This is a genomic window from Comamonas sp. CMM03 (assembly GCF_019218715.1).
Classification (GTDB): Bacteria; Pseudomonadota; Gammaproteobacteria; order Burkholderiales; family Burkholderiaceae_C; genus Comamonas; species Comamonas terrigena.
In genome coordinates, this window is sequence record NZ_JAHUXB010000001.1 from 1,153,718 (window position 1) to 1,180,666 (window position 26,949).

Genomic DNA, 26,949 nt, shown 5'->3' on the forward strand with positions numbered 1-26,949 from the left:
GCCCCCGGGCTTTTGCCTTTTTGCGATTGAGCGATGACCACCGCGCACACCCCCAGTTTTCCCAGCCGCCTGCCCCATGTGGGCACCACCATCTTCACCGTGATGTCGGCCCTGGCCGCCGAACACCAGGCCGTCAACCTCGGCCAGGGCTTTCCGGACTTTGGTTGCGACCCCACGCTGCTGGACGCCGTCAACGATGCCATGCGCGCCGGCCACAACCAGTACCCGCCCATGGCCGGCATGCCCCAGCTGCGCGAAGCGGTGGCCGCGAAAATCCACACCCTCCATGGCCGCCAGTACAACGCGGCGACCGAGATCACCATCACCGCAGGTGCCACCCAGGCCATCCTGACCGCCATCCTGGCCACCGTGCAGGCCGGTGATGAAGTGATCGTGCTGGACCCCTGCTACGACAGCTACGCCCCCAATATCGAGATGGCCGGCGGCACCATCGTGCGGGTGCCGCTGACGCCCGGCACCTTCCGTCCGGACTTTGCCAAGATTTCCGCCGCCATCACGCCCAGAACGCGGCTGATGATCGTCAACACCCCGCACAACCCCAGCGCCACGGTGTGGACGGCGGCAGAAATGCAGCAGCTCGAAGACCTGCTGGCTCCCACCAATGTGCTGCTGATCAGCGACGAGGTGTACGAGCACATGGTGTTTGACGGTGCCCAGCACGAAAGCGCGGCGCGCTACCCGGGCCTGGCTGCACGCACCTTCATCGTCTCCAGCTTTGGCAAGACCTACCACGTGACAGGCTGGAAGGTCGGCACCGTGGCCGCTCCCGCCGCACTGACGGCCGAATTCCGCAAGGTGCACCAGTTCAATGTGTTCACCGTGAACACCCCCATGCAGGTCGGCCTGGCCACCTATATGCAGAACCCGGCCCCGTACCTGGAACTGCCTGCGTTCTACCAACGCAAGCGCGATCTGTTTGCCGAAGGTCTGAGCCAGACCCGTTTCAAGCTGCTGCCCACGGCCGGCACCTACTTCCAGTGTGCAGACATCTCCGCCATCAGCGATCTGAACGAGGCCGAGTTCTGCCAGTGGCTGGTCAAGGAAGTGGGCGTGGCTGCCATTCCCCTGTCGGCCTTCTACGGCGACGGCTTCGACCAGAAGGTGGTGCGCTTTTGCTTTGCCAAGCAGGACGACACCCTGCGTGCTGCACTGGAACGGCTGCGCAAGCTGTAAGTACCAAAAAGGGCCTGTGCAGGCCCTTGCCCCACCAGGCCGATCTACCTCGGCGCAGGCCCTCACCAACCAGACCCCGACAGGCTGGCAGCGCTGCAGCCAACGGCGCTACCCGGCCCCAGAGTGCGTCCACCACACCAGGGTCAGCTGCACTGGTAACCAGCCCTGTGCAGCTGACCAGCTCCACGTCTTCACATGCCGTGGCATTGCGCCGCGGACCCAGAAATTGCGGATAGCGTCCCAGTGTGAGCAACCTGAGCACCAGCCAGCCGGGCCAAATAAAGAGCAGTTGAAACCCCTGCAAGCGCAGCAAAAAGCTGGACACACGGCCCAGCAGGTGCAACACAATGTCCATACCAGTCGCCCGAAAGCGGTGCAAAGTGGCGGTGCGCGCAGCCAAGCGGATGCGCCGACAGGCCATCCCGTCTGCTTGCATGCTTGCGCACTGCCTGCCGCTTCGGGCTGCCTGCGGAGTGGGCTTTGCGTGGCAGCGATTGCATCCAGGGCATCGGCTATGTCACCCCGCCGGTGCAGCCCCATGCAGGCTGCGCTGTGGCGGGTGATGTCTGCTGGGCCATACTGCGGGCAATCTCCACCCCTCGCCCATAGCTGAATGACCTCCGCCCGAACCGCCCTCACCCTGCACTACATCTTTGATCCACTGTGCGGCTGGTGCTATGGCGCCGCACCGCTGGTGGATGCCGCACGCCAATTGCCCGGCCTGGTCGTGCAGTGGCATGCCGGCGGCATGCTGGCAGGCCCGCACGCACGGCGCATCACGGCCGACTGGCGCGACCACGTGCTACCGCACGACCAACGCATTGCCCAGCTGACCGGCCAACCCTTTGGCTCGGCCTACACCGACGTCCTGCTGAACCAGGTGGGCACGCCGCTGGACTCCGGTCCACCCATCACCGCCCTGCTGGCCGTGCAGGCCATGGACCAAGCCAGCGACCAGCCACAAGTCCACGCCCTGGATCTGCTGCACCGCATCCAGCACGCGCACTACGTGGAAGGCCGCACTATCAGCGATGCCGACACCTTGCAGCAGATCGCCGCCGAGGCCGGGCTGGACCCCCAGCAATTTGCAGCGGCCTATGTGATGCAGTTGGGCGACCGCACGATCGACCACATTCTGGACAGCCGCCAGTGGCTGCAGCGCGCCGGTGGCCAGGGCTTTCCCACCTGGGTGCTGGAATGGCAGACCGCGCCGGATGCCCCGGTACAGCTGCAACGCGTGGACACCGCCAGCTTTCTGGGTCAGCCCGCCGTCTGGCGCGATGCACTGGCGCAGTGGCTGCTCTCTTTGCCGGTCGACTGCCCCCTTGCCCCAGTGCGTGCGGACATCTGGCATGCAGACAAACGGCATGATTCTTGCATGCAAAAAATGCATATCTGACACGTTCTGGGAATGCTTCATGCCTGCCATATCCGCCACACCAGCTCTGTACATCCTCAAAACCGGGTCCACCCTGCCCGCGCTCGCGGCAGCGCATGGCGATTTTGAAGACTGGATCACCCAGGGTCTGGCCGGCACACCGCTGGACATCCGCGTGCTGGATGCCCACGCCTGCACCGCAGCCAATTGGCAATGGCCGGAGCGCAGCGCCATGGCCGGCCTGGTCATCACGGGTTCGCACGACATGGTCACCGACGGTGCCGACTGGTGCTTGCGCTGCGAGGACTGGCTGCGCAGCCTGGCCGAGCAGGATCTGCCCCTGCTGGGCATCTGCTTTGGCCACCAGTTGCTGGCCCAGGCCCTGGGTGGGCAGGTCGCCCCGCACCCCGCCGGCCTGGAGCTGGGCACCGTACGCGTTGACGCGCAGCGCGCCGCCGCGCTGGATCCGTTGTGGCACGACCTCCCCGCCCGCTTTCAGGCCCATGCCGTGCACTACCAGTCGGTACGCCGCCTGCCTGCTGGTGCCCAGGTGCTGGCAGCCAACCCGCACGAACCCCACCACGGCTTTCGCTGGGGGGCCCATGCCTGGGGTGTGCAATTCCACCCGGAATTCGATGCGCTGGTGATGCAAGCCTATGTGGACCATGTGCGCCACAGCCTGCACAGCCACGCGCTATCCAGCGCCGACACCAGCGAGTGGCCCGTGTGCAGCACGCCCTGGGCCGCACGCCTGCTGCCGCGCTTTGCGCACTACGCCCACCAGCAACTGCTCACCGACACCGCCCCGCAGTCCTGCACGGCCTGAGCACGCGCACAGCAGCAGCCAGGCAGCGGGCCTGCGCCCGCTGCGCCGGACGGACTGTCCATCCCGCCTCTATCCTGTTCGATAGCAATCCGCTCCATAGGGACCTGGGTCTCAGGACGTTTCTTGACATACTGGGCGGCCTGTCCCTGCACCGGCCTTGTCACAATGCACACGCGCGGTGCGCCCCACCATCAAAAAGCCCCTGTCCGACAACCCACGCTGCGCGCGCTCTTTAGAGTGGCCCCTATTGCTTTTGGAGATCAAAGATGATGTCGCTAATTGGAACCTTGATTGTGGGTTTGATCGTGGGCCTGATCGCACGCGCGCTCAAACCGGGCGACGATGGCATGGGCTGGATCATGACCATCCTGCTGGGCATTGCCGGCTCGTTCCTGGCCAGCTATCTGGGTGCAGCCATGGGCTTGTACGCCCAGGGTGAAGCCGCCGGCTGGATTGCCTCCGTCATCGGCGCAGTCGTCCTGCTGTTCATCTACAACCTGGTCCGCAGCAAGGCCCGCTGAGCCGACCAACGGCCGCCGCCGGCGCTGCGGCCCGGTAGTCATTGCCCCCACAGCAGGAGTACCCCGGTACACCTGCTTTTTTTCGCCCATGGCGCGTGCGGCACCAACCCACCCCTGCGGCACCAAATCGGCGATCATTGCAGCCATGACCGATGCCTCCACGCCCCGCTACTGGCTCATGAAGAACGAGCCTGATGCCTACTCCATCGACCACGCCCTCGCAGCCCCCGGGCAGACCATTGCCTGGGATGGTGTGCGCAACTACCAGGCGCGCAACTACATGCGCGACCAGATGCGCGTGGGCGACGGTGTGCTGTACTGGCATTCCAGCTGCGCCGAACCCGGCATCTACGGCCTGGCCCGCATCGCCGGCGGTCTGCGCGTGGACGACAGCCAGTTCGACCCAGCCTCACCCTATTACGACCCCAAGAGCAGCCCCGACCGGCCCCGCTGGCTGCTGCTGGATGTGCAGGCCCTGCGCAAGACCCGTCCCATCCTGATCCCCGAGTTGCGCGAACATGCCGCGCTGCAGGGCATGCGTGTGCTGCAACGGGGCAATCGTCTGTCCATCACTGAAGTCACCCCGGCAGAATGGGATTACATCCAGCGCGTGCTGCTGCAGTCTGCAACCTGAGGAGACACCATGCGCGGCGGCATGATCGATTTCAGTTCCTGGTCCTCCATCCTCACCACCGTGGCCAGCCTGCTGCTGATCACCTTGCTGATGGTGGGCATACGCTTGGTCTTCATGCAGACCATCCAGAAGCGCCGTGAACGCGAAAACCGCCAGATCAACGAGCGGCTCAAAACCCTGATGGCCGCCTACAAGACACTGGGTGGTAGCTTCACCGGGCAACTGGCCGTCAGCCCCGTGCATCTGCGTGAGGTGCACGCTGCCGCACGCCGGGCGGAAACCATGGCAGATGCCGCCGAAGCGGAAGACGGCAGCGGCGAAGACAGTGAGGACATCCCGACCTTGAGCAGTAGCGAACGCCAGCGCCGCACGCGCGATAGCGTGGAAGCGGCCCTGTCCGATGTGATCCTGCTGGGCACCGAAGAGCAGGTGCGTCTGGCCGCCCAGGCGGCGCAGGACATGGTGGCCGGCCGCGCCATCGAAACCGCGCCGCTGGTGGCCTCGCTGCGCCAGTTCATCCGTGCGGCACTGGACCTGGAGCCGATTCCCGCCCACATCACCATTCCCAACCAGGGCCCCACGCGCAGCAGCACCAGTGGTGGCAACGCCCGGCGCGCAACCGGTGCTGCAGGCGGCACGGGCGCGGCAACCGGCGGGGGCCGCGCAGGTGGTGGTGGCGGTGCGGCTGCCGGTGGCATGGGAGGCATGGGCGTCGGCATGGGGCTGGGAGGCCTGCGCAAAGAAAGCGGTTCCGAAACAGAGTGACCCGCGCCACGCCGCATGCGACCTCTGTGCGCACACCCGGTGGCCAGCGCGGCCAGCGAGGGCCGTGCCGGAAAGAAGCTGCTGCAAGACCATGCCCCCCGGCACAGCCGCCGCGGTCGCGTCCGCACAGCGGACCCTGGACTTTCATATGTCGGCGCTATGCTGGTGCCGTCTTCTCTCGTGCCGCCATGCCCTACCCCTCTACTCCCCCACGCGCCGTGGCCCCGGTCACCTTCGCAATGCCGCTGCATCCTGACCGCACAGCCGGGCCCCAGGACCCCAACACTCCAGGCGATGGCATGCCATCTCCTCCCGCAGCCTCCACCTCGCGGCCGCCCGCACGCTGGCGCCAGGTGCTGGAAGTGTTCGTCGTCTTTCTGCAATTGGGCCTGACCTCGTTTGGTGGGCCAGCGGCACATCTGGGCTATTTCCGCACAGCGTTCGTGCAGCGGCGCCAATGGCTCAGCGACGCGCAATATGCAGACTTGGTGGCGTTGTGCCAGTTCCTGCCCGGCCCGGCCAGCAGCCAGGTAGGCATGGCCCTGGGCCAGTTGCGTGCCGGTGGCTGGGGCGCGCTGGCGGCCTGGCTGGGTTTCACGCTGCCCTCGGCTCTGCTGCTGATCGCCCTGGCCCTGGGCCTGTCGCACGCAGTAGGGCAGGAGGGCGCGTTCCACGGCGTGCTGCACGGACTCAAACTGGTGGCCGTGGCGGTGGTGGCCCAGGCCGTCTGGGGCATGGCCCGCAGCCTGTGCCCGGACCGGCTGCGCGCCACCCTGGCGTTCGGCGCGGCAGTGCTGACCTTGGGGCTGTCCGCCCACCTAGGCGCCAGCGTGCAACTGCTGCTGATTGCACTGGGCGCGCTGATCGGCTGGCGCTGGGTACGGCCGGCCTTGCCCGCGTCGGTGGTCACCGACCTCGCTCCCGACACTGGTATCTCCCGCCGCACCGGCGCGGCCTTGCTGCTGCTGTGCCTGCTGCTGGGTCTGGTTCTGCCGCTGCTGGCCCACGGCACCCGGTCACCGCTGTGGCAGGCCGTCAGCGTGTTCTACCAGGCTGGCGCCTTGGTGTTTGGCGGCGGCCATGTGGTGCTGCCGCTGCTGCAAGGCGGCGTGGTGCAGCCCGGCTGGCTGAGCAGCGAGCAGTTTCTGGCCGGCTACGCCGCCGCCCAGGCCGTACCGGGGCCGCTGTTCACGCTGGCGAGCTATCTGGGTGCGCTGCTGCCGCTCGGCTTGGGATCGGGGGCATGGTCGGCCTGGCTGGGTGGCCTGCTGGCCCTGGTGGCCATTTTTCTGCCCGCCGCCTTGCTGGTGCTGGGCGCGCTGCCGTTCTGGGCAGCGCTGCGCGCCCACCCTGTGGCCCAGCGCGTGCTGGCGGGGGTGAACGCCGCGGTGGTAGGCCTGCTGCTGGCGGCCCTGTACGACCCGGTGTGGACCAGCGCCATCCACAGCCGGCAGGACTGCGCATTGGCCCTGCTGTACCTGGCGCTGTTGGCCGTGGCCCGTGTGCCGCCCGTGGCGGTGGTGCTGCTGGCTGCAGGCCTGGGCTATGTCTTGGTGTCTTGAGGCCGCAGCCAGCAGCCCACCCAGCGAAGTCTCCCTCTCCGAGAGCCCCACGATCTGGTTCATGAACGGCATATACCCAGACGACCCCGGGCTTCGCCAACCGCTGCCCCACTCCGGGCCACAATAGCGGCCGCAGCCCTGGATTCCAGCGGCTGCGTTTTTCCAGACCTCTTGAATTGAAAGCCCTGACCATGGCCTTTGCCGACAACCTGCGCCAGCTGCCCGCCATCACCCACATTGCCGCCCTGCACCTGCTGGACGACAGCGGCGCCGTGGTCGCCACCATCCCCAACGCCCCGGGCAAGGCTGGTTCGGTCACCGTGTACAACGCCCTGGCGGCCAAGCACGGCAGCATCAATGTGGCAGCGGCCGAAGAAGGCCTGCAGATCTTTGCCGAGCACACCGAAGACGCCAAGGCCCGCCCCGGCGCGCACCCCAATATCGACCGCCTGCTCGAGGTGATTGCCACCGGCAAGGGCTTCACCGTGCAGATCGACCCGGCCTGATTGCGCAGCAGACAGGCTGCTGCCAGCCTGTCGCCCACGCGCCTGCCGGAGGGCCGCAACCGGCAGGCGCGTCTTCCGCACCACAGCGATTGGCACGGCCGGTGCACATCCGGTGTTTACGCCAGTGGTGTACTGCCGCAGCGCCGCCTAGAGTGCAGCGCATGACCACATCGACCGCCTCCAACACCGCAGCAACCGCCGCAGCCGGCGCCACTGCCTCACCCCTTCCCGCTCTCCGCCACTTTCGCTGGACGCTGCAGGACCATATTGCCCACCTGCAGCTCAACTGCCCGGACAGCCTCAACACCATGAGCCCCGGCTTCTGGCGCGAGCTGGATGCCGTGCTCCACCACCTGCAACACAGCCCGGAAGCCCAAACGGCCCGCGCCCTGGTCATCAGCAGCACCGGCAAGCACTTCTCGGCCGGCATGGCCCTGGAGACCTTTGCCAACCCCGGCTTCGCCCCGGACGACCGCACACCCGAAGGCCGCGCCGCACTCGCCGAAATGCTGTGGGACATGCAGGCCACACTCACCCGCATTGAAGAGCTGCGCCTGCCGGTGATTGCCGTGCTGCAAGGCGGCGTCATTGGCGGCGCGCTGGACATGGTGGCCTGTGCCTGCATCCGCTACGCCACACACGATGCCTTCTTCTGCGTACAGGAAATCAACATCGGCATGGTGGCCGACATCGGCAGCCTGCAGCGCTTGCCCAAGCTGCTGCCCATGGGGCTTGTCAAGGAGCTGGCCTACACCGGTCGCCGCTGGCCCGCAGCCCAGGCCCTGCAACAGGGCTTTGTCAATGCCGTGCTCGACACCCCTGACGCCGCACTGCAAGCCGCCATGGCCTGCGCCCGGGAGATTGCCCGGCACCCACCCGTGACCATCTGGGGCACCAAGCAGGCCCTGCATTACGCACGCGACCACAGCGTGCAGGACAGCCTGCGCCAGATGGGCTGGCTGCAGTCCGGCATCTGGAGCAACCGCCATGTGATGGAAGCCCTCCAGGCCGGCCAGCAAAAGCGTGCGGGAAGCTTTCCGGAAACCGGCGGGTACCGGCAGTTTGGAGCGCTGGAAACAGAATAGACCCATATCAGCGTCGGCACGCTGCGCGCCGCGCACGGCACTCACTGGAGCGATCCTCACACGCCAAAGGTATCCAGAGCAAATCCCGGAGAGTCCGGGATTTTTTATGCTGTCCACAGTGCCCATGTCTCCCCATAGCCTGGCCGGATGGAGCACTGCCTGAGAAGGCCGATCAGAGTCATATGCATTCCACATCCTGCGGTCTGTGCCGCGCACAGGCTATGGGGCTCTTCACGTAGATACCCGTTTCCTATCCATGGCTAAATGGTATTTGCTGCTCTGACAACCCTCCTAACATGAATGCCCACTTACGCGGAGTTCGTGCATGTGGCGTGTGTTGTCGGCACCAGAAGGTTCGGTCGGAGGAGCGCATGAAAGGTGAAACCCCATTGGATGACTTTCCTCGCAATCTGGGCGCGGAGCAGTTGATGGCACTCGACAGGGTCATGGCCATTGCAGAGTTCGAGCTCGATGGCACGCTGCGCCATGCCAATGCCAATTACCTGCAGCTGTTTGGCCTGTCGCATGACATGGCGCGGGGCAGAAAGCACCGCAGCTTCTGCCCGCAAGCCCTGCTCAACAGCGGACGCTACAGCACCATCTGGTCGAATCTGTGTGCCGGAAACCCCTTCTCCGGTCCCGTGGAGCGCATACGCGACGATGGCCGCAGTTGCTGGCTGGACGCCACTTATTCCCCCGTATTCAACGCACAGGGTCAGGTGCAGCATATTCTCAAGATTGCGACCGACATCACGGACCGCTACGTCAAAGAGCAGGCACAGCAGGAGCATCTCACGCGGTTGACGCTGATCGCGGACACCTCGGATGCGGCTTTGATCATCAGCGACAAGGACTCCCGCATCCTGCATGTGAACCGCGGTTTCACCCGTCTGTTTGGCTGGCAGAACGAAGAAGCGCTGGGAAAGGCCCCCATCGGCCTGCTGGCACCGCACCTGCCGCCCGAATTTTCAGAAAACTACCACGGCGCATTGCGTGCCGGGACGTCCGTGGAGCGGGAAGAAATTGTGGTGGGCAAAAGCGGTCAGCGCTACTGGGTCAAGGTCATCAGCAACCCCATCCAGGATGCGCAGGGTGCATGGATATACACCGTCTCCATGCTCACGGACATCACCCGCTCCAAGATGCACGAGGCGTTGCAGCACCGCGTCCTGGAGGCCTTGGCACGCGAGCGTCCGTTGACGGAGGTTCTGGAACTGGTCTGCCAGGAAGTCGAGCGGATTGCGCCGGAAGTGACGGCCTCGGTTCTGGAAGTGGACGCCCAGGGACTGCTGCACCCCTTGGCGGGCGCGAGCTTGCCCCAATCGTATTCGCAGCTTCTGGACGGACAGTCCATCGGTCCTGCCGCCGGCTCCTGCGGCACGGCGGCCTGGCGCAATGCACCGGTCATCGTGGACCACATCGCCCAGGACCCGCTCTGGAAGGAGTACCGGCATCTGGTGCTGCCGCTGGGCTACCAGGCCTGCTGGTCGACGCCTATCCGCAACAGCCAGCACCAGCCCATTGGCACGTTTGCCTTCTATTTTCGGGAACCACGGGCCGAGGCTTCGCAGGACTTTCACCAGAAGCTGATCGACGCCTGTACGCATTTGTGTGCCCTGGCACTGGAGCGCGAATCGGACCGGCACCGCATTCGCCAGCTGGCGTTCTACGATGGGCTGACTGGCATGCCCAACCGGGCCTTGCTGCGCGCCAAGGCGGACCAGGCCATCGCCTCGGCTGCGCGCAACCACGAGCAACTGGCCGTGCTGTTTATTGACCTGGACCGCTTCAAGCAGGTGAACGACTCCCTGGGCCATGGAGCCGGTGACGAGTTGCTGCGCACCATGGCGGCCCGGTTGCAACAGGTGCTGCGCGCCAACGACATCGTCGGTCGCCTGTCCGGCGATGAATTTGCCGCAGTGCTGACGCAATGCGATGCGGACCATGCCACCAGCACGATCGAGCGCCTGCAGGTGCTGCTGGCAGAACCGCTGACCATCAAGAAAACCAGCCTGACCATCTCTGCCAGCATCGGAATTTCCCTCTTTCCCGCCGATGGACAGGATCTGGAGACACTGCTGCAGCATGCCGACATGGCCATGTACCAGGCCAAAAGCACGGGCAGGGGCAGGTTCTGTTTTTTCAGCCACGAAATGAACCGTGTGGCACAGCAGAAGCTGATGCTGGAGATGGAACTGCGCAGCGCCCTGCAAGGCCGGCAACTGCGCCTGCGGTTGCAGTACCAGCCGCAAATCGATCTGGCGACCGGCGAACTCTACGGCGTGGAGGCACTCGCGCGCTGGACGCATGCGGAGATCGGCGAAATTCCTCCTGCGCAGTTCATCGCGCTGGCACAGGAACACGGTCTGACGGCCGAGCTGGGCCGCTGGGCCCTGGATGAAGCCTGTCGCCAGCTAGCGCAATGGCGCCGGGAAGGCGTCGGCGTGCCGGCTGTGTCGGTCAATCTCTCGCCGACGGATTTTCAGCACCTCGATCTGGCACAGATGACTGCCGATACGCTGCACCGCCATGGCCTGCAACCGCAGGACCTCACCCTGGAACTGACGGAAAGCATTCTGCAGGATGCCAACCCCGCCACGCTGAAAACACTGCACGACATCCACAGGCAGGGGGTGCGGCTTTCCATGAAGGACTTTGGCGCCGGATATTCCAGCCTGAGCTACCTGCGCCGCCTGCCCGTCAGCGAACTGAAACTGGACCCCAGCTTTGTTGCCGACCTGCAGCATGACGAAGCGGCACGCTCGCTGAGCAGCGCCATTTTGGGCGTGGGCAAAAGCCTGCACCTGTCTGTGGTGGCGGAAGGGGTGGAAACCGATGCGCAGCGCAACCTGCTCAAGGACCTGGGCTATCCGGCAGCCCAGGGGTTTCTGTTTGCAAAGCCCCTCCATCCATCGGAGCTTCCGGGTTGGCTTGCCTGCAACCTGCAGAGCCGCGCACCGGCTGCTGGCCGTGTGCCCACCCCTGGGGGTTGCGAATTCATCGGCCCTTGACGAATTCCGGGCGAGCCCGCCAGGCGGTTCCCGGCCTCCGGGCTGACCCCAAGGGTTGAGAGATCGCCTTATGCGAGGCGGCTCCAGGCGCGAGCCGCCGGCCCTAGGCACTGCCGCCGTCTTCCAGACGACAGCCCCCTCCAGCTTAGATCACGGCCTCAATCAGGAACGGGCCGTTTTCCGCCAGCCCGGCCTGCAGGGCCTTCCTGAATTCTTCGACCGTCTCGCAGCGCACCGCCGGCACACCCATGGATTCGGCCAGCTGGGTCCAGCGGATGGCGGGCTGGTCCAGCGTCAGCATGCGCTGTGCGTTCTCACCGGGGGTTTGGGTGCCCACGGCCTTCATCTCGCTATGCAGGATGGCATAGCTGCGGTTGGCGTAGATGATGGTCAGGCACTTGAGCTTTTCACGCGCCTGGGTCCACAGGCCCTGGCAGGTGTACATGGCGCTGCCGTCGGCCTGGAAAGCCACCACTTGGCGGCTGGGTGCGCCAATGGCCGCCCCCACCGCCGTGGGGATGCCATGGCCGATGGCGCCACCGGTGATCACCAGCCAGTCATGGGGCACGGCCTGCATGTTGTGCGCCGCAATGTCGCGGCCGGAGGTGATGGATTCATCCACCACGATGGCGCCTTCCGGCAAGGCCTGCAGCGCCACCAGATTGACAGCGCTGGCGGTCAGCGGCCCGCTGGTGGGCGCATGGATGTGACCGGCAGCCTGCACGGCCAATGGCGCCTTGCGGTCCACGCCCAGCGCAGTGGCCAGCGCCTGCAGCGCCAGCAGCACATCCTCTTCCGGGCTGCACGCCGTGTGGATGGCACAGCCCGCCGGCGCCAGCGTGCTGGGCTTGCCGGGGTAGGCAAAGAAGGCCACCGGCTGGGGCGCGCCCAGCAACACCAGTTGTTGCACTTCGGCCAGGGCCTGCAGACCGGCATCCACCACATAGGGCAGGCGCTCCACCGCCACGGCGCCGCGGCCGCGCTGCATGCGGCGAAATGCCGTGGGCGTCATCAACCGCGCGCCGGTGGCCTGGGCAATGCGGCCGGCAATCTGCAGCGCTTCGGGCTCCAGCGCCTGTGGCCCCAGGAACAGCACCACTTGCTCTTCAGCCTGGATGGCGCGCAGCATGGCACGGGCCACATGTTCGATGTGCTGCACATCCGGTGCGGGTGCAGCCAGCAGGCGAGCCTGTACCGGCCGGGTGTCCTTGGGCAGCTCGCCCCAGGCACAGTCGGCCGGCAGGATCAGCGTGGCCACCTGGCCGGGCTTGCGCAGTGCCTCGCCCACGGCGCGGGCCGTGTCCTTGCCCACCGCCTGCGGCGCTGCAATGCGGTGCACCCAGTGCGACATAGGGCGTGCCAGCGATTCGATATCGGAGGTCAGCGGTGCATCGTACTGCTGGTGGTAGGTGGCATGTTCGCCCACCACATTGACGACGGGCGAACGTGCACGGCGCGCGTTGTGCAGATTGGCCAGGCCATTGGCCAGGCCCGGGCCCAGGTGCAGCAGCGTGGCAGCCGGCTTGCCGGTGATGCGCGCGTAGCCGTCGGCTGCGCCGGTGACCACGCCTTCAAACAGACCGAGCACGCAGCGCATCTGCGGCTTGCGGTCCAGCGCGGCCACAAAGTGCATTTCCGACGTACCGGGGTTGGCAAAGCACACATCCACCCCGTTGGCCAGCAAGGTGTCACACAGCTGATCGGCACCGTTCATCTTTTGTTTCCTTTCAAATCCATAGCTGCTTGCGCACATGCAGCAAGCGCGGGAGGATATTCCTCCAATGCCTAAAGCGTGCCTGGGGACAGACTAGTCCGTCTGTCGCCCGGGCGTCAATGGCCCGCGCAGCTGGCGCACGGCGGCATCTCGGAACATGTGCGCACGCTCAGTTCTGGATGCTGATCTGGTTGTCCTTGACCACCTTGCTCCAGCGCGCGCGCTCAGCCACCTGGAACTTCAGGTAATCCGCCCCCTGCAGCCCGCCGGGCTCGGCACCGATGGCCTTGAGCTTGTGGATGTAATCCGGGTGCTGAAAGATCCTGGCCGATGCGGCCACCAGCCGCTGCAGCGCCTCGGGCGGCAGGCCCTTGGGTGCGGCAATGCCGAACCACGAATAAATGGGGTCTTTCAGAATCCCAGTTTCCAGCACGCTGGGCACCTGGGAAATGTCAGCCACGCGCTGCTGCGAAGTCACCACCAGTGCCCGCACCTTGCTGCCGTCCTTGACATGGGGCAGCGAGGACGAGAGGTTGTCGAACACCGCATCCACCTGCCCGCCGATCAGTGCCGGGATCGATTCCGCGCTGCCCTTGAACGGCACATGGGTCCACTGGAAGTCGCCCTGCGAAGCCAGGTACGCCCCGCTCAGGTGCAGCGACGAGCCAATCCCGGGCGATGCATAGTTCAGCTTTCCCGGGTTGCTTTTCGCATAGGCCACCAGCTCCTGCAGCGTCTTGAAAGGCGAGTCTTTTTTCACCAGCAGGATATTGGGCTGCTTGGTCTGCAGACCGATGTGCTCGAAACTGCCCACCGGATCGAAGCCCAGGGCCGGATAGATGAACTGGTTGATGCTCTGGGTGCCGATGGACACCTGGCCCAGCGTGTACCCATCGGCCGGCGACTTGGCCAGCACACCCACCCCCAGATTGGCACCTGCGCCGGGCCGGTTTTCCACCACCACGGACTGGCCTAGTTCTTTGGACAGAAAGTCGGCATACAGGCGCCCGGCAATATCGGCGCTGCCGCCGGCCGGCCAGGGCACGATGAATTTGATGGGCCGGTTCGGATACGCCCCTTGTGCCCAAGCCGCCACAGGCCCGGACGCAACCGTCGCCCCGCAGGCCGCCAAGGCCCAGCCCAGAACTCCACGCCGAGATTGCTTCATGCACTTGCCTCCTCCAGATGGATGAGAAGCCAGTGTAGAAAGCGGGCGCTGCGGTTTCAGGCGTGCATACCCTAGCCGGCAGTCGCCAGGATTACAGACGGTATAGCCACCGCTGCGGCCCTGGCTGCAGCTTTTTACGCGTTGACACCTTCACGCCGCCCGCCCACCGCACCCGAGCCACACCGCCAGCGCCACAGGTGCCGCCAACAGGGCCAGCCAAGCCACGGTGCGCGGGGACACGCTCAGCCCCCAGGCCACCGTCAAAGCGCCGACTGACAGGCAGCCCAACCAGGCCACCGTCCCCACCGTGCCGCCCCAGGCTTGCACACAAGGCACCACGGCAGCTGCCAGCAGCAACACCCCCGCCACCTGCAGCAGCACGGCACGCCGGCGGGACAACTCTCCGTCGCCGTGGAGCTGCTCGTGGTGGCGGTCGATCGCCAGCGCCAGTGCCGCCATGCCGGCCAGCGCAAGCGCCCAGGACAGAAGAAAAGCCAGTCCGGTATTCATGCGGCCTCCTTGGCACGGGTAGCCGATGCAGGTACGGACACGCCAGCCGCGGCAACGCCTCCCCCTGCCGCCTTGCGCGTTGTGGCGACCGGCCGGTGCTGGGTGCGCCTGCGCAGTGCCAGCAGGGCCACACCACCACAGGCCAGTGCCACCAGCTCCACGCCCATGCTTTCCCAGTCGGCGCGCAGGAACTGGGCCCACAGCTGGTCGCCCACCGTCATCCAGTTCAGCAGCGGCAGCAGCAGACACAGCGCGGCCAGCGCGCCCAATTGCTCGTTCCAGGCCCTGGCGGGCGGGCGGTACAGCGCGTGCACCAGCGCCAGCAGCCACAGGCCAAAGAAGGTGGCCAGTTCCCAGTCATGGCGGTGGGCCAGCTCCACGGGCACCAGCCGGTTCGCCCATAGGTAGCCGATGCAGGCCAGCGCCAGCCCGGCAATGGCCGCCACATTCAGGCTTTCAATCAGCCCATACACGCGGGCGGTGGCGCGGCCAAACTCGCCCAGGAGCTTGGTACGGCGCTTGACCATGAACAGCACGGCGCCGGTGGCCACCATGGCGCTGCCCGCCAGGCCACACAGAAAGTACAGCCACTTGAGCGCCAGCCCCCCAAACTCCACCCGGTGCAGGCCGCCCAGCACCGACTGCGCCAGCGAAGCACCGCCACCGTCCACCCCACCGGGCAGCCGCACCTGCAGCACCTCGCCCGTCGCGGCCGAGAACATCACCATGCCGCTGGTGGCACTCAGGCGCTGGCGCATGCTGTCCTCCTGGTTCCAGCCATACACGCCAATGCGCGCTGCGGCATCGCCCGGATGGCTGATCACCACGGCCCGCACCGGCTGGCCCATCAGTTGCTGGCCGCGCAGGGCAAACGGCTCCAGATCGGGCACCGCCATGGCCTGGCCGGAACGTGGGGGCTTGCCCCCCTCCTCCAGCGCCGCCATGTGCGCCCGCACCCCCTCACTGCCCGCCCCGTAGAAGGTCACCACGCCGGCCGGCATGAAGCTCAGACCCGAAATCACGATCCCGGTATAGGCAATCATCAGTTGGAACGGCAGCGTCAGCACGCCTGTGGCGTTGTGCGCATCCAGCCAGCTGCGCTGGCCCTTGCGGGGGCGAAAGGTGAAGAAATCCTGAAAAATGCGCCGGTGCGTGATGACCCCGCTGACCAGCGCCACCAGCATCACCATGGCCGCAATGCCCACGGCCCACAGCCCCGCCCTGCCAGCGTGCAGCTGGTAATGGAAGTCCACAAAATGGTGCCCGCCCAGGGTGTCACGGGCCGTGCGCGCGACGGCACCCAGCGGCTCCCCGGTGGCAGGGTTCAGCCTGGCCTCTGCATAAGCACGCGCGGCATCGAACCAGTACACGGTCAGGCGCCCTGCGCCCTCGGCATCGGCCGGCCACAGTTCCCACATCTCCGCGTCGGGATGGTGCTGTTCCATATAGGCCAGCCCCCAGGCCAGGCGCTGGGACAGGTTGCCCCCGGCTTCAGCCGCCGGATCCGCCGCCTGCGCGGCGTCCTCGGCATGGTGCTCTGGGGTCATCCAGTGGGTGATCGGCTCCTCGAACACGGCCAGCGTGCCGGTCAGAAACACCGCGAACAGCAGCCATGACACCCACAGCCCGCACCAGGTGTGCAGCCAGGCCTGGGCCTGGCGAAAGCTGCCACGACCCACGCCGCTGGTAGAAGGTGATTTGGCCATCTCAGCCCCCTGTCCCGGCACGGGCGCAGACCCAGCTGACCAGCACCAGCAGTGCCACGGTGGCCAGCAGCACACCCCAGACACGGGCTAGCGACACGGGCGAGAACGCCCAGATCGCCGCCACCACATAGACCACAAAACTCCACTGCATGCCTGCCAGCACCGCTTCCGCGCGCGCCACGGGCAAAACCGCAGCCAACAGCACGGCGACGGCACTGGCTACGGCATAGCCCCCCAGCGCGGCGGCCAGCACGCGCGACAGCATGGAAAAGCCCGGACGGGCGGTCAAAGCAAGCGACATGGCGCAACAATCCCTCAGCGAGAAACAGACAGAAAAAACGGGGGCGCAAATACCCCCTTCTCAGGCTATGACACGCGAGATCGAAAAAAGGGCCATCTTATTCGGGCCAAGGGGGTTGTCCGGGACGGGCCTGGCCCCTGCGCGCTGGCCCGCTGGCGCCGGAACCGGCAACGCCCCCTGCCGCGCAGGCGCTTACCGCCCCATCCTGCCCAGGGAATGCCCGCACGCCCCATCGGCTGCTGAAACCAGCAAAGTACCGAGAACCACCCACAGCAGGTGATCCTGCGGCGCAGCCAGCGCGCTCAGAAGCGGTAGCGTGCCGTCAGCATCACATTGCGCGGGTCGCCAAAGAAGTTCGGCCCGTTGTCCGCACCAATGCCCGAGTAATAGCTGCGGTCGAACAGGTTGTTGACATTCAGGCTCAGGTCCAGCTGGCGGCTGAGTGCATAAGCCGCGTGCAGGCCGACCAGGGCATAGCCTCCCTGGCGCACATTCCAGGTGCTGGAGATGCTGTCCTGCACATGGACCGAACCACCAACCTTCCAACGGTGCAACGCCCCCGACAGCTGGTAGCTCGTGGCCAGCTTGAACAGATAGCGCGGCATATTGGTGGCATAGCGTGACCCGACGCTGTAGCTTCCCGTGGGGTCGTAGCCCGAGGCGGCGGCCACCCGCTTGGCCGAAGCATAGGTATAGCTGGCAGACATCTGCCAGCCACGCGCCAGCTCGCCCGCCACCTCGAACTCCACACCCCGGCTGCGCACCTTGCCCGCAGGCTGGTAGCAGGTGGTCAGCTGTCCCGTGCATGCGGAGCTGGGCAGCGCGTCGGGCAGGTTTTCCAGATCGATCTGGAACAGCGCCGCGCTGGCGTTCAGGCGGCCGTCCAGGTATTCGCCCTTGATCCCCAGTTCCAGATTGCGGCCCTGCTCGGGCGCCAGCGTGCCGCCATCGGCCGTGTTGTAGCTTTGCGGATTGAAGATGCGTGTCCAGCTGCCATACACGGCATGGGTCGGGCTCAGCGCATGCACCACCCCGGCATACGGCGTGAACTTGTGGCTGGCCTTCTGGTGCGTTTCTCCATAGGGATAGTCGCCGTCGAACTGCACCTGGTTGCGCTCATACCAGTCCAGGCGCGATCCCACGATCAGCTTGGTCGCATCGGTCACGGCCAGGCGGGTCATGCCGTAGACGCTGGTCTGCTCCATGTCGGCCTTGCGCCGCCACAGGCCGTACGCACCCACCGTGGGCAGGGGCACGCTGCGCGGGTCCCAGTTCAGCGGATTGAAGGTCGCCAGGGTGAAACTGCCGTCGATGGTGGCGCCACCGCCCACATCGTCCCAGCGGCTGCGGCGGTGGCTGGCGCCCACCACCACATCGTGGCTGCGGCCCCAGGCGGTGACCACGCCCGAGAGCTGGCCATCGAAGCTGCGCTGTGTGCGCTCGTAGTCGTAACCGCCACCACCCAGGCTGAACAGCGGCTGGCCGCCGGCATCGATGGTGGCCGAACGCAGATAGGTCCCCAGCATGTGCATCTCGCTGTCGATGGCCGATGCCACGAACTTGGCCTTCCAGCCGTTGCCCAGGCGGTGCTCCACATCGGCAAACACCGTGGTGCTTCGCTTGTCCCAGAAAGACCAGCTGGGGCTCATGCGCGTGGAACGCCGGATCGGCAGAAAGCTGCCGTCGGGCATGGTGCCCAGACCGTTCCAGTCCACCCCGGGATTGTCCTCGTTGCTGTACGAAGCGCCCAGGCTCACGGTGGTGGAAGGTGCCAGATCCGCTTCCAGAATGCCGTAGGCCAGGGTGCGCCGGTTCTGGTAGTCATCAATGAAGGAATGCCGGTCCTGGCGGCTGACCACGGCACGCCCGCGCAACGTGCCGGCTTCGTTCAACGGCCCCCCCAGGTCCACCGAACCGGTGTAATCGTCCCAGCTGCCGGCACTGACCGTGGCCGAACCCTGGAATTCGCGTGTCGGGCGCTTGCGCACCAGGTTGATGGAGCCGCCCGGCGTTCCCGCCCCCTCGCTCAGGCCGGCCGCGCCGCGCATGACTTCCAGGCGGTCGTACATGGACAGCGCGCCTGTGGACAGCGCCGCCTCCTCATATTCCATGGGCAAGCCGTCGACCATCAGGTTGTTGATCTGGAAGCCGCGCGAGGAAAAACGGTAGCGCTCGCCGCCCCACTTGCTCACCGTCAGGCCGGGGGTGGCCTGCACGGCGTCGGCCAGCGACACCAGCCCCCGGTCTTCAATCTGCTGGCTGGTAACCACGGACACCGCCTGCGGGGTCTCGCGCGGTGACAGCGCCAGGGGCGTGGCGGTACGCATCCGCCGGGCGGTGTAGCTGCCGGTGCCTTCCGTGGCGTCCCTGGGCTCGGCATTCGCCGTCACGCGCACTTCGGCCAGCGTGGCCCCCTCCTGGTTGCGGCTGCTCGGCTGCGGCTGTTTTTGCAGGGTATAGCTGCCGCCAGGGCGCGGCACCAGCTCCAGGCCGCTACCCGCCAGCAGGCGCTGCAAAGCCGCCTGGGGCGTGAAACTGCCCGCCACGCCCGGACTGCTCAGTCCCTGGGTCAATGCCGGGTCAAAAGACAGCGCCACACCCGCGGCTGCGGCCACCTCGGCCAGTGCACGGCCCAGCGGGCCTGCAGGGATCTGGTAGCTCTGGGCAGCCATGGGCGTGGTTGCAGGCACGGGGTCCGCCGCATGGGCCGCACCGGCCGCCAGGGCACAGCCCAGCAAGACCAGCCGTACGGCGTGGGCAACAGGGTGGAAGACAGGGCGTGAAGCCTGAAATGCGGGCATGAAAAGCGGTCCTTGGCAAAAAAGTGAAGGGCAAAAAGCGGTTTCACTTCCCTTGACAAGCGAGCCGAAAAAAAGTCTCAGGGGACGGGCAGATTTTTTTGTCCAGGGCGTGCAGGCCGCTGCAGCCCTGCAAGCCGCGCGCCCTAACGCGCCAGCAGCGTGACCCAGTGCCCACGCCAGCGCTGGTGCGCCTGGATGGGGTACGTTGCTTGCAGCATGGCCAGCGCACGGTCGGTATCCGTCAGTGGATAGGCTCCGGACACCCGCAGGCCCGCCACCTCCGGCGCGCATTGCAAAATGCCGCTGCGGTAGCGTGACAGCTCGGCGCAGACATCGCTCAACGCCATGGCATCGGCCATCAACATGCCGTGCACCCAGGACTGCTGCTGCACCGACACCGGCGCCAGTGCGCTGACGCCCTGCTTCGTCAGCACCGTCTGCTGTCCCGCCGGCACCACGGTGCGGGGTGCCGTCTCTCCGTGCAGCGTGACCTCCACCGCGCCCTCGGTCACCGCCAGGTGCACCACCGCATCTTCCTGGCGCACCGTGAAACGTGTCCCCAGTGCCCGCAGCCGTCCCAGAGCAATGTGCACAGCAAAAGGACGCTGCAGGCCGTTGGCGTCCGGCGCGGTTTCCACCGCAATCGCCCCTGTGCGCAGATGCACCGTACGCTGGAGGCCATCAAACACAATGTCCACGGCGCTATGGGTATCCAGCAGCAGCTGGCTGCCATCGGCCAGGGTCAGGCGGCGCTGCTCGCCCGTGGCGGTGCGCACATCGGCCGTCCAGCCCTGCTCCCCCGCCCATTGCCAGCCCAGCCAGGCCGTTGGTGCCACGGCCAGCAAGGCTGCCAGTTTGGCCACCACCTGACGGCGTGAAGGGCGGGCATGGCGTACCGGGCGGTCCAGAACCGGCATGGCCCAGTCACGGGGCAGATCACCCAGCCGCCCCATCAGCAGCTCTGCGCGGGCCCACGCCTGGCGGTGGGCGGGACTGCGGGCGCGCCAGCGCTCGAAGTCCGCGCATTCCGCCTCCGTCATTCCCTGGTCGTGCCACAGCACCAGCCAATCGGCCGCCTCGTCCAGAATGCGCGCATCCATTGCATCACCGGCCATGAACCTGTTCACTCCACCAGTTGCAGGCATTGGCGGAACGCCTGGGCCATATAGCGTTTGACGCTGGTCAGCGACACCCCCAGCTGCAGGGCAATGTCTTCGTATTTCATACCCTCCAGCTGCGACAGCAGGAAGGTGCGGCGCACCACGGGCGCCAGCGTGTCCAGCATGGCATCGATCTCCTGCAGCGTCTCCAGCACCAGCGCGCGTTGCTCGGGTGAAGGGGCCTGTGGCTCGGGCAGCAGCGCCAGGGCTTCCAGGTACGCCTGCTCCAGTGCCTGGCGCCGGTACCAGTTCACCAGCACGCCCTTGGCCACGGTCGTCAGGTAGGCACGCGGCGTCTCGATCGCAGCCACCTCCCTGGCTCCCAGGATGCGCACAAAAGTGTCCTGGGTCAGATCCGCGGCGTCGCAGGCGTTCGACAGCCTCCGGCGCAGCCAGGCCAGCAACCAGCTGTGGTGGTCCAGATACAGGGTGGCGATGTCCCGCGAAGAAGGTGGGAGGCTGGAAGGCATATAGGAGCCGGTCGGTCCGCTGCAAATCAAACAAGAATGGTTCTTATTCATTCTATTGCAGTCACTGCCCACAATGGATGGTCTTCGCCTTCCCCGTTCTTTGTGGGGAAACCTGCCACGGCGTGCGGCACGGTGTGCGGTGCGGCTTTGGACACCGCGCATGGCACTGTCTTGTCCTATGGCAGCATGCCCTGGGCCAGCCGGCGGACAACCCCTGCCCCGGCCCGCCACCTTCGCATCCTGCGCAGGCAACCCCTCGCAATGCGGCAAGGCGGCCACCGCCATGCGTCACCAAGGTGTCAGAAAAATGCCGACAAGCCGTCATATTTCAGGGTTGACTCCCCGTAAGTGCCGCGCAAGTTATTGGGAGATGCCTTCAGCACGCATAGAATCAGCCGCAATTTGCGGCGCTGCAGCAGCGGCTTCAGGCCCTCCGGATTTTCACTATTTATAAGCGAGACACCCCGATGACAAACGAAGAAATCTTGGCCCAGTACGGACCACGCGAGGCCATGGAATACGACGTGGTGGTGGTCGGCGGCGGCCCTGCAGGCCTGTCGACCGCCATCCGCCTCAAGCAGCTGGCCGCCGAAAAAGGCCAGGACATTTCTGTCGTGGTGCTGGAAAAAGGCTCCGAACCCGGCGCGCACACGCTGTCCGGCGCCATCATGGACCCCAAGGCGCTGAACGAGCTGATCCCCGACTGGAAGGAAAAAGGCGCACCGCTGAACCAGCCCGTCACCACCGACGCCATGGTGTTCCTGAGCGAAAAGGGCTCGCTGCGCACCCCCAACTTCCTGCTGCCCCAGTGCTTCCACAACGAAGGCAACTACATCGTGCGCCTGGGCTTCTTCAGCAAGTGGCTGGCCGACCAGGCCGAGGCCCTGGGCGTGGAAATCTTCCCGGGCTTTGCCGCGGCCGAAGTGCTGTTCAACGAAGACGGCTCCATCAAGGGCGTGGCCACCGGCAACATGGGCGTGGGCAAGGATGGCGAGCCCACCGGTGAATTCCAGCTGGGCATGGAGCTGCACGGCAAGTACACCGTGTTCGCCGAAGGCGCACGCGGCCACCTGGGCAAGCAACTGATTGCCAAGTACCAGCTGGACGCCGACAAGGACCCGCAAACCTACGGTATCGGCATCAAGGAACTGTGGGAAATCGACCCTGCCCGCCACCAGGCCGGCATGGTGCTGCACACCGGCGGCTGGCCCATGGACAACAAGACCTACGGTGGCGGTTTCCTCTACCACCTGGAAGACAACTTGGTCACGCTGGGCTATGTGGTGGGTCTGGACTATGCCAACCCCTACCTGTCTCCGTTCGAGGAGATGCAGCGCTGGAAGACCCATCCCAACATCCGCTACTACCTGGAAGGCGATGAGGCCAAGGGCATCAAGCCGGCCAAGCGCATTTCCTACGGCGCCCGCGCCATCACGGCCGGCGGCATTCTGAGCCTGCCCAAGTTCGTGTTCCCCGGCGGCGCGCTGGTGGGCTGCGACGCCGGCTTCCTGAACGTGTCCCGCATCAAGGGCAGCCACGCCGCGATCAAGACCGGCATGATGGCGGCCGACGCCATCTATGACGCCGTGACCGCCGGCCGCCAGGGCGATGTGCTGAGCGCCTACGAAACCGCTTTCGAAAACAGCTGGCTGTACGACGAACTGTGGAAGGCCCGCAACTTCAAGACCTGGTTCAAGAAGGGCCTGTCCACCGCCACCATCATGAACGGCCTGGAGCAGTTCGTCCTCAAGGGCAACATCCCCTGGACACTGCACCGCGACAAGCCCGACCACGTGTACCTGAAGCCCGCGGCAGAGTGCACCCCCATCGACTATCCCAAGCCCGATGGCAAGCTGACGTTTGACCGCCTGTCCAGCGTGTTCATCAGCAACACCAACCACAGCGAAGACCAGCCCGCCCACCTGACGCTCAAGGACGCTTCGGTGCCCGTCAACGTCAACCTGGCCAAGTTTGCCGGCCCCGAGGCGCGCTACTGCCCGGCCGGCGTCTACGAATTCGTGGCCGACACCGACAAGGGCGGCGATGCCCAGCGCCTGCAGATCAACGCCCAGAACTGCGTGCACTGCAAGACCTGCGACATCAAGGACCCGACACAGAACATCGTCTGGGTCACGCCCGAAGGCGGCGGCGGCCCCAACTACTCGGGGATGTAAACCCCAGGCACTCTGTGCACACCCGGCCTGCTCTGCAGGCCTTTTTTTCGCCCGAAATCAGGCATCCACCGCAACGCAACACGCTGGGTGGCGCGTGCGGGAGGGATGCACCAGAATCAACCAGAAGGAGGAAGGCATGCAGGACTACTACGCCGCCCGCGCCGGCGAATACGACCAGATCTACCGCAAGCCTGAGCGCCAGGCCGATCTGCGCCAGATGGAAGCCTGGCTGCCCGGCGTGTTCAGCGGCCGCTCGGTGCTGGAGATCGCCTGCGGCACCGGTTACTGGACACCGTTCTACGCGCCCCACGCCACCCGTGTGCTGGGCATCGACAGCGCCACCGAGACCCTGCAGATCGCCCGCACGCGCATGCCAGCGGCACGCTTTCCGCAGGTGCAGCTGCAGATCGGCGATGCCTACCAGCCACCCGCGCACGATGCCAGCGGCCTGCCCTTTGAGGCGGCCTTGGCCGGTTTCTGGTGGTCGCACATTCCGCTGGAGCGCATTCCCGCCTTTTTGCAGAGCCTGCACGCGGTGCTGCAACCCGGCGCGCGCGTAGTCTTCATGGACAACCGGTATGTGCCCGGCAGCAGCACCCCGATTGCCGAGCGCGACGCAGCCGGCAACAGCTACCAGCTGCGCCCGCTGGCCGATGGATCGGTGCACCGGGTGCTGAAGAACTTCCCCAGCCGCGAGCAGTTGCTGGCCGCCGTGGCCCCCTGGGCCTACCGCAGTCAACACCATGTCTGGGACTACTTCTGGGCGCTGGAATACGAGCTGCACCGCTGAAGCGGCGCACGGCTGCGGCGGCCAGCCCATGGCGGCCGTTTATCATCGCGCCCGGGGAACTCCATGCCCCCGAACGCCATTTACACAATATGCTGCCTGCCATCAAGTCCCGGATGGACAGGCGGCGCATCAGCAAAGGCCACCGTTCCATGCCTGTTTCTCTGCGCATGCCCTGCGGCCTTTGCTGATGGGGTGACTGGTATTTGCCCACCAGCAAGCAGTGAAAGTCAGCGTCTCATTTGTCTGAGTGCAAAAAAGCCGGGGCGGACACGGCGACCATCTTCTCCAGCAGCGGTCGGCTCCGCGCGCACCACCATCGCTCACGCGCGCTGCGCCTGGCATCAAAGAGTGCGTGAACTGCGGGAAATTGCAGCAGATTGGTGCACCGCACACCCCGGGCTGCACCAGAAAAAACCATAGCTTCTGACACAGCATAGATATGGCTGCACGGGCATTTTTTCGTGTGTTTTTTTGCGCAGCCCTTGTATCTAAGTGCAAACCCGCAGCGTGGCCTGCAGGAAAACTGCACGCCGTCAGAAAAGCGTCACAAACCAGTGTTTCGCCGCACTCCATTAGGCACGGTCGTGCTTTAGACTTGCCCGCCGAGGAGCAGCAAGGTCCTGCGCAGCCCCTTCTCGCAAACACAGCAGGCATTCCAAACCAACAAAAGCTGGAGATAGCTACATGAAGCATCTGACCTGGGCACCGCTGGGTGCAATGGCACTGGCCATCGCTGCCATCGCCCCCGCACAAGCGGCCGAGCAAAAGTCCGTGGCGGTGACTGCCATCGTCGAACACCCGGCCCTGGACGCCGTGCGTGACGGCGTCAAGGACGCGCTGAAGGCCGCCGGCTACGAAGAAGGCAAGAGCCTGAAGTGGCAGTACCAAAGCGCCCAGGGCAACACCGGCACCGCCGCCCAGATCGCCCGCAAGTTCGTGGGTGACAAGCCCGATGCCATCGTCGCCATCGCCACCCCCTCGGCCCAGGCCGTGGTCGCCGCCAGCAAGACCGTGCCCGTGGTGTTCTCCGCCGTGACCGACCCCGTGGCCGCCAAGCTGGTGCCCAGCTGGGAACCGTCCAAGACCAACGTGACCGGCGTGTCCGACCTGCTGGCCCTGGACAAGCAGATGGAGCTGGTCAAGAAGGTCGCACCGAACGCCAAGCGCATCGGCATGGTCTACAACCCCGGCGAAGCCAACTCGGTGGTCGTGGTCAAGGAACTGCAGAAGCTGCTGCCCACCCTGGGCCTGACCCTGGTGGAAGCCGCCGCCCCCCGTTCCGTGGACGTGGGCAGCGCCGCCCGTTCGCTGATCGGCAAAGTGGACGTGATCTACACCAACACCGACAACAACGTGGTGTCGGCCTACGAATCGCTGGTCAAGGTCGGCCAGGACGCCAAGATCCCGCTGGTGGCTTCGGACACCGACTCCGTCAAGCGCGGCGCTGTGGCTGCCTATGGCATCAACTACCGCGATCTGGGCGAGCAGACCGGCCGCATGGTGGTGCGCATCCTCAAGGGTGAAAAGCCCGGCGCCATCAAGCCTGAAGTCAGCACCAAGATGGAACTGTTCGTGAACCCCGGCGCTGCCGAGAAGCAAGGCATCAAGCTGAGCGACGAACTGGTGAAGTCCGCCGCTGAGGTGGTGAAGTAAGCCCTTTCGGGCCCTTCCATCCCCTGAGTGTTGTCTGCCCTTGCCGGGCAGACCCAAGGCAGGCGCCAAGTACACTTGGCCCTGCCTTTGTTCATTCCCCCCCAAGTGTGGCGCCCGGCGCCTGCCCCCGTCCATGTCCCTGTTCTCATTTTTCGGCGCCATCGAAATCGGCCTGATCTTCGCCCTCGTGGCGCTCGGTGTCTTCATTTCGTTCCGCCTGCTGCGCTTTCCCGACCTGACCGTGGACGGCAGCTTCCCTCTGGGTGGCGCGGTCTGCGCCGTGCTGATTGCCGCCGGCATCAATCCCTGGCTGGCCACATTGGCCGCCACCGCGGCCGGCGCCGTGGCCGGGCTGATCACCGGCTGGCTGAATGTGCGTCTGAAGATCATGGACCTGCTGGCCTCCATCCTGATGATGATTGCGCTGTACTCCGTGAACCTGCGCGTCATGGGCGGCCCCAACATCCCGCTGATCAACGACCCCACCATCTTCAACATGCTCCAGCCCGAGGGCATTGACGACTACATCTTCCGCCCGCTGCTGCTGCTGGCGATTGTGGTCGCGGCCAAGCTGGCACTGGACTGGTTCTTCGCCACCGAACGCGGCCTGGCCATTCGTGCCACCGGCTCCAACGCCCGCATGGCCCGCTCCCAGGGCGTGAACACCGGCGGCATGATCCTGCTGGGCATGGCCATCTCGAACGCCCTGGTGGGCCTGGCCGGCGCCATGTTCGTACAGACCCAGGGCGGCTCCGATATCTCCATGGGTATCGGCACCATCGTGATCGGCCTGGCCGCCGTCATCGTGGGTGAATCCATCCTGCCTTCGCGCAAGATCGTCTGGTGCACGCTGGCCGTGGTGGTGGGTGCCATCGTCTACCGTTTCTTCATTGCAGCAGCGCTGAACAGCGACTTCATAGGCCTCAAGGCCCAGGATCTGAACCTGGTGACCGCCCTGCTCGTGACCGTGGCGCTGGTGATTCCCCAGCTCAAGCGCAAGTGGAGCCGCAAGCCCTGATG

At 65.8% G+C, this 26,949-nt stretch carries 22 protein-coding genes; 14 read left to right on the plus strand and 8 right to left on the minus strand.

The window, feature by feature from the left end; all coding sequences use genetic code 11:
- The first annotated feature begins 33 nt into the window (after nucleotides 1-33).
- The 10 genes from KW830_RS05200 to KW830_RS05245 all read left to right on the plus strand — a co-directional run bounded on the left by KW830_RS05200 (nucleotide 34) and on the right by KW830_RS05245 (nucleotide 11,482).
- The gene (locus tag KW830_RS05200; protein WP_218332359.1) at nucleotides 34-1,194 is read left to right on the plus strand and encodes a pyridoxal phosphate-dependent aminotransferase; all 1,161 of its coding nucleotides are present in this window, start codon (nucleotides 34-36) and stop codon (nucleotides 1,192-1,194) included.
- 613 nt (nucleotides 1,195-1,807) lie between these two features.
- On the plus strand, nucleotides 1,808-2,593 hold the full coding sequence (locus KW830_RS05205; RefSeq protein WP_218332360.1) for a DsbA family protein: 786 nt from the start codon (nucleotides 1,808-1,810) through the stop codon (nucleotides 2,591-2,593).
- 19 nt (nucleotides 2,594-2,612) lie between these two features.
- Nucleotides 2,613-3,398, plus strand: coding sequence for a glutamine amidotransferase (locus tag KW830_RS05210; RefSeq protein WP_218332361.1), 786 nt, complete (start codon nucleotides 2,613-2,615; stop codon nucleotides 3,396-3,398).
- 266 nt (nucleotides 3,399-3,664) lie between these two features.
- Entirely contained in the window at nucleotides 3,665-3,919 is a 255-nt protein-coding gene (locus KW830_RS05215; protein ID WP_066534365.1) for a GlsB/YeaQ/YmgE family stress response membrane protein, read from the plus strand.
- A gap of 145 nt (nucleotides 3,920-4,064) precedes the next feature.
- Nucleotides 4,065-4,553, plus strand: a complete 489-nt coding sequence (locus KW830_RS05220) for an EVE domain-containing protein (RefSeq protein ID WP_218332362.1) — start codon at nucleotides 4,065-4,067, stop codon at nucleotides 4,551-4,553.
- Nucleotides 4,554-4,562: 9 nt separating this feature from the next.
- On the plus strand, nucleotides 4,563-5,318 hold the full coding sequence (locus KW830_RS05225) for a hypothetical protein (protein ID WP_066534367.1): 756 nt from the start codon (nucleotides 4,563-4,565) through the stop codon (nucleotides 5,316-5,318).
- A 299-nt stretch (nucleotides 5,319-5,617) separates the two neighbouring features.
- Complete coding sequence (gene chrA / locus KW830_RS05230) at nucleotides 5,618-6,880, plus strand: chromate efflux transporter (protein WP_066534369.1); 1,263 nt, start codon at nucleotides 5,618-5,620, stop codon at nucleotides 6,878-6,880.
- A 191-nt stretch (nucleotides 6,881-7,071) separates the two neighbouring features.
- On the plus strand, nucleotides 7,072-7,386 hold the full coding sequence (locus KW830_RS05235; RefSeq protein WP_066535975.1) for a DUF2322 family protein: 315 nt from the start codon (nucleotides 7,072-7,074) through the stop codon (nucleotides 7,384-7,386).
- A gap of 161 nt (nucleotides 7,387-7,547) precedes the next feature.
- Nucleotides 7,548-8,471: an enoyl-CoA hydratase-related protein gene (locus KW830_RS05240; protein ID WP_083520332.1), complete on the plus strand. Its 924-nt coding sequence runs from the start codon at nucleotides 7,548-7,550 to the stop codon at nucleotides 8,469-8,471.
- Between the two features lie 371 nt (nucleotides 8,472-8,842).
- Entirely contained in the window at nucleotides 8,843-11,482 is a 2,640-nt protein-coding gene (locus KW830_RS05245) for an EAL domain-containing protein (RefSeq protein WP_066534370.1), read from the plus strand.
- Nucleotides 11,483-11,627: 145 nt separating this feature from the next.
- On the opposite strand, the gene KW830_RS05250 is transcribed toward KW830_RS05245, so the two are convergent.
- The 8 genes from KW830_RS05250 to KW830_RS05285 form a co-directional block, all read right to left on the minus strand.
- The gene (locus KW830_RS05250; RefSeq protein ID WP_218332363.1) at nucleotides 11,628-13,196 is read right to left on the minus strand and encodes an acetolactate synthase large subunit; all 1,569 of its coding nucleotides are present in this window, start codon (nucleotides 13,194-13,196) and stop codon (nucleotides 11,628-11,630) included.
- Between the two features lie 169 nt (nucleotides 13,197-13,365).
- Entirely contained in the window at nucleotides 13,366-14,364 is a 999-nt protein-coding gene (locus tag KW830_RS05255; protein WP_218332364.1) for a tripartite tricarboxylate transporter substrate binding protein, read from the minus strand.
- Between the two features lie 150 nt (nucleotides 14,365-14,514).
- On the minus strand, nucleotides 14,515-14,874 hold the full coding sequence (locus tag KW830_RS05260; RefSeq protein WP_218332365.1) for a DUF3325 domain-containing protein: 360 nt from the start codon (nucleotides 14,872-14,874) through the stop codon (nucleotides 14,515-14,517).
- A complete protein-coding gene (locus tag KW830_RS05265) occupies nucleotides 14,871-16,580 on the minus strand; it encodes a PepSY domain-containing protein (protein ID WP_218332366.1) in 1,710 nt (569 codons plus the stop codon). The genes KW830_RS05260 and KW830_RS05265 overlap by 4 nt, the downstream gene beginning before the upstream one ends.
- Nucleotide 16,581: 1 nt before the next feature.
- Nucleotides 16,582-16,881 (minus strand): hypothetical protein, encoded by a 300-nt coding sequence (locus KW830_RS05270; RefSeq protein ID WP_218332367.1) that lies wholly within the window; start codon nucleotides 16,879-16,881, stop codon nucleotides 16,582-16,584.
- A gap of 302 nt (nucleotides 16,882-17,183) precedes the next feature.
- Nucleotides 17,184-19,682, minus strand: coding sequence for a TonB-dependent siderophore receptor (locus KW830_RS05275; RefSeq protein ID WP_218332368.1), 2,499 nt, complete (start codon nucleotides 19,680-19,682; stop codon nucleotides 17,184-17,186).
- A 143-nt stretch (nucleotides 19,683-19,825) separates the two neighbouring features.
- Complete coding sequence (locus tag KW830_RS05280) at nucleotides 19,826-20,797, minus strand: FecR domain-containing protein (RefSeq protein ID WP_370626088.1); 972 nt, start codon at nucleotides 20,795-20,797, stop codon at nucleotides 19,826-19,828.
- Between the two features lie 8 nt (nucleotides 20,798-20,805).
- Nucleotides 20,806-21,312, minus strand: a complete 507-nt coding sequence (locus KW830_RS05285) for a sigma-70 family RNA polymerase sigma factor (protein ID WP_218332369.1) — start codon at nucleotides 21,310-21,312, stop codon at nucleotides 20,806-20,808.
- Between the two features lie 467 nt (nucleotides 21,313-21,779).
- Between KW830_RS05285 and KW830_RS05290 the strand changes: the two genes are divergently transcribed.
- The 4 genes from KW830_RS05290 (at nucleotide 21,780) to KW830_RS05305 (ending at nucleotide 26,947) form a co-directional block, all read left to right on the plus strand.
- The gene (locus KW830_RS05290) at nucleotides 21,780-23,486 is read left to right on the plus strand and encodes an electron transfer flavoprotein-ubiquinone oxidoreductase (protein ID WP_066534385.1); all 1,707 of its coding nucleotides are present in this window, start codon (nucleotides 21,780-21,782) and stop codon (nucleotides 23,484-23,486) included.
- A 136-nt stretch (nucleotides 23,487-23,622) separates the two neighbouring features.
- Nucleotides 23,623-24,276 carry a class I SAM-dependent methyltransferase gene (locus tag KW830_RS05295; RefSeq protein ID WP_218332370.1) on the plus strand — a complete coding sequence of 218 codons (654 nt, stop codon included), beginning with the start codon at nucleotides 23,623-23,625 and terminating at the stop codon, nucleotides 24,274-24,276.
- A gap of 684 nt (nucleotides 24,277-24,960) precedes the next feature.
- Complete coding sequence (locus tag KW830_RS05300; RefSeq protein ID WP_066534387.1) at nucleotides 24,961-25,929, plus strand: ABC transporter substrate-binding protein; 969 nt, start codon at nucleotides 24,961-24,963, stop codon at nucleotides 25,927-25,929.
- A 133-nt stretch (nucleotides 25,930-26,062) separates the two neighbouring features.
- Nucleotides 26,063-26,947, plus strand: a complete 885-nt coding sequence (locus KW830_RS05305) for an ABC transporter permease (protein WP_066534388.1) — start codon at nucleotides 26,063-26,065, stop codon at nucleotides 26,945-26,947.
- The last annotated feature ends 2 nt before the right edge of the window (nucleotides 26,948-26,949 follow it).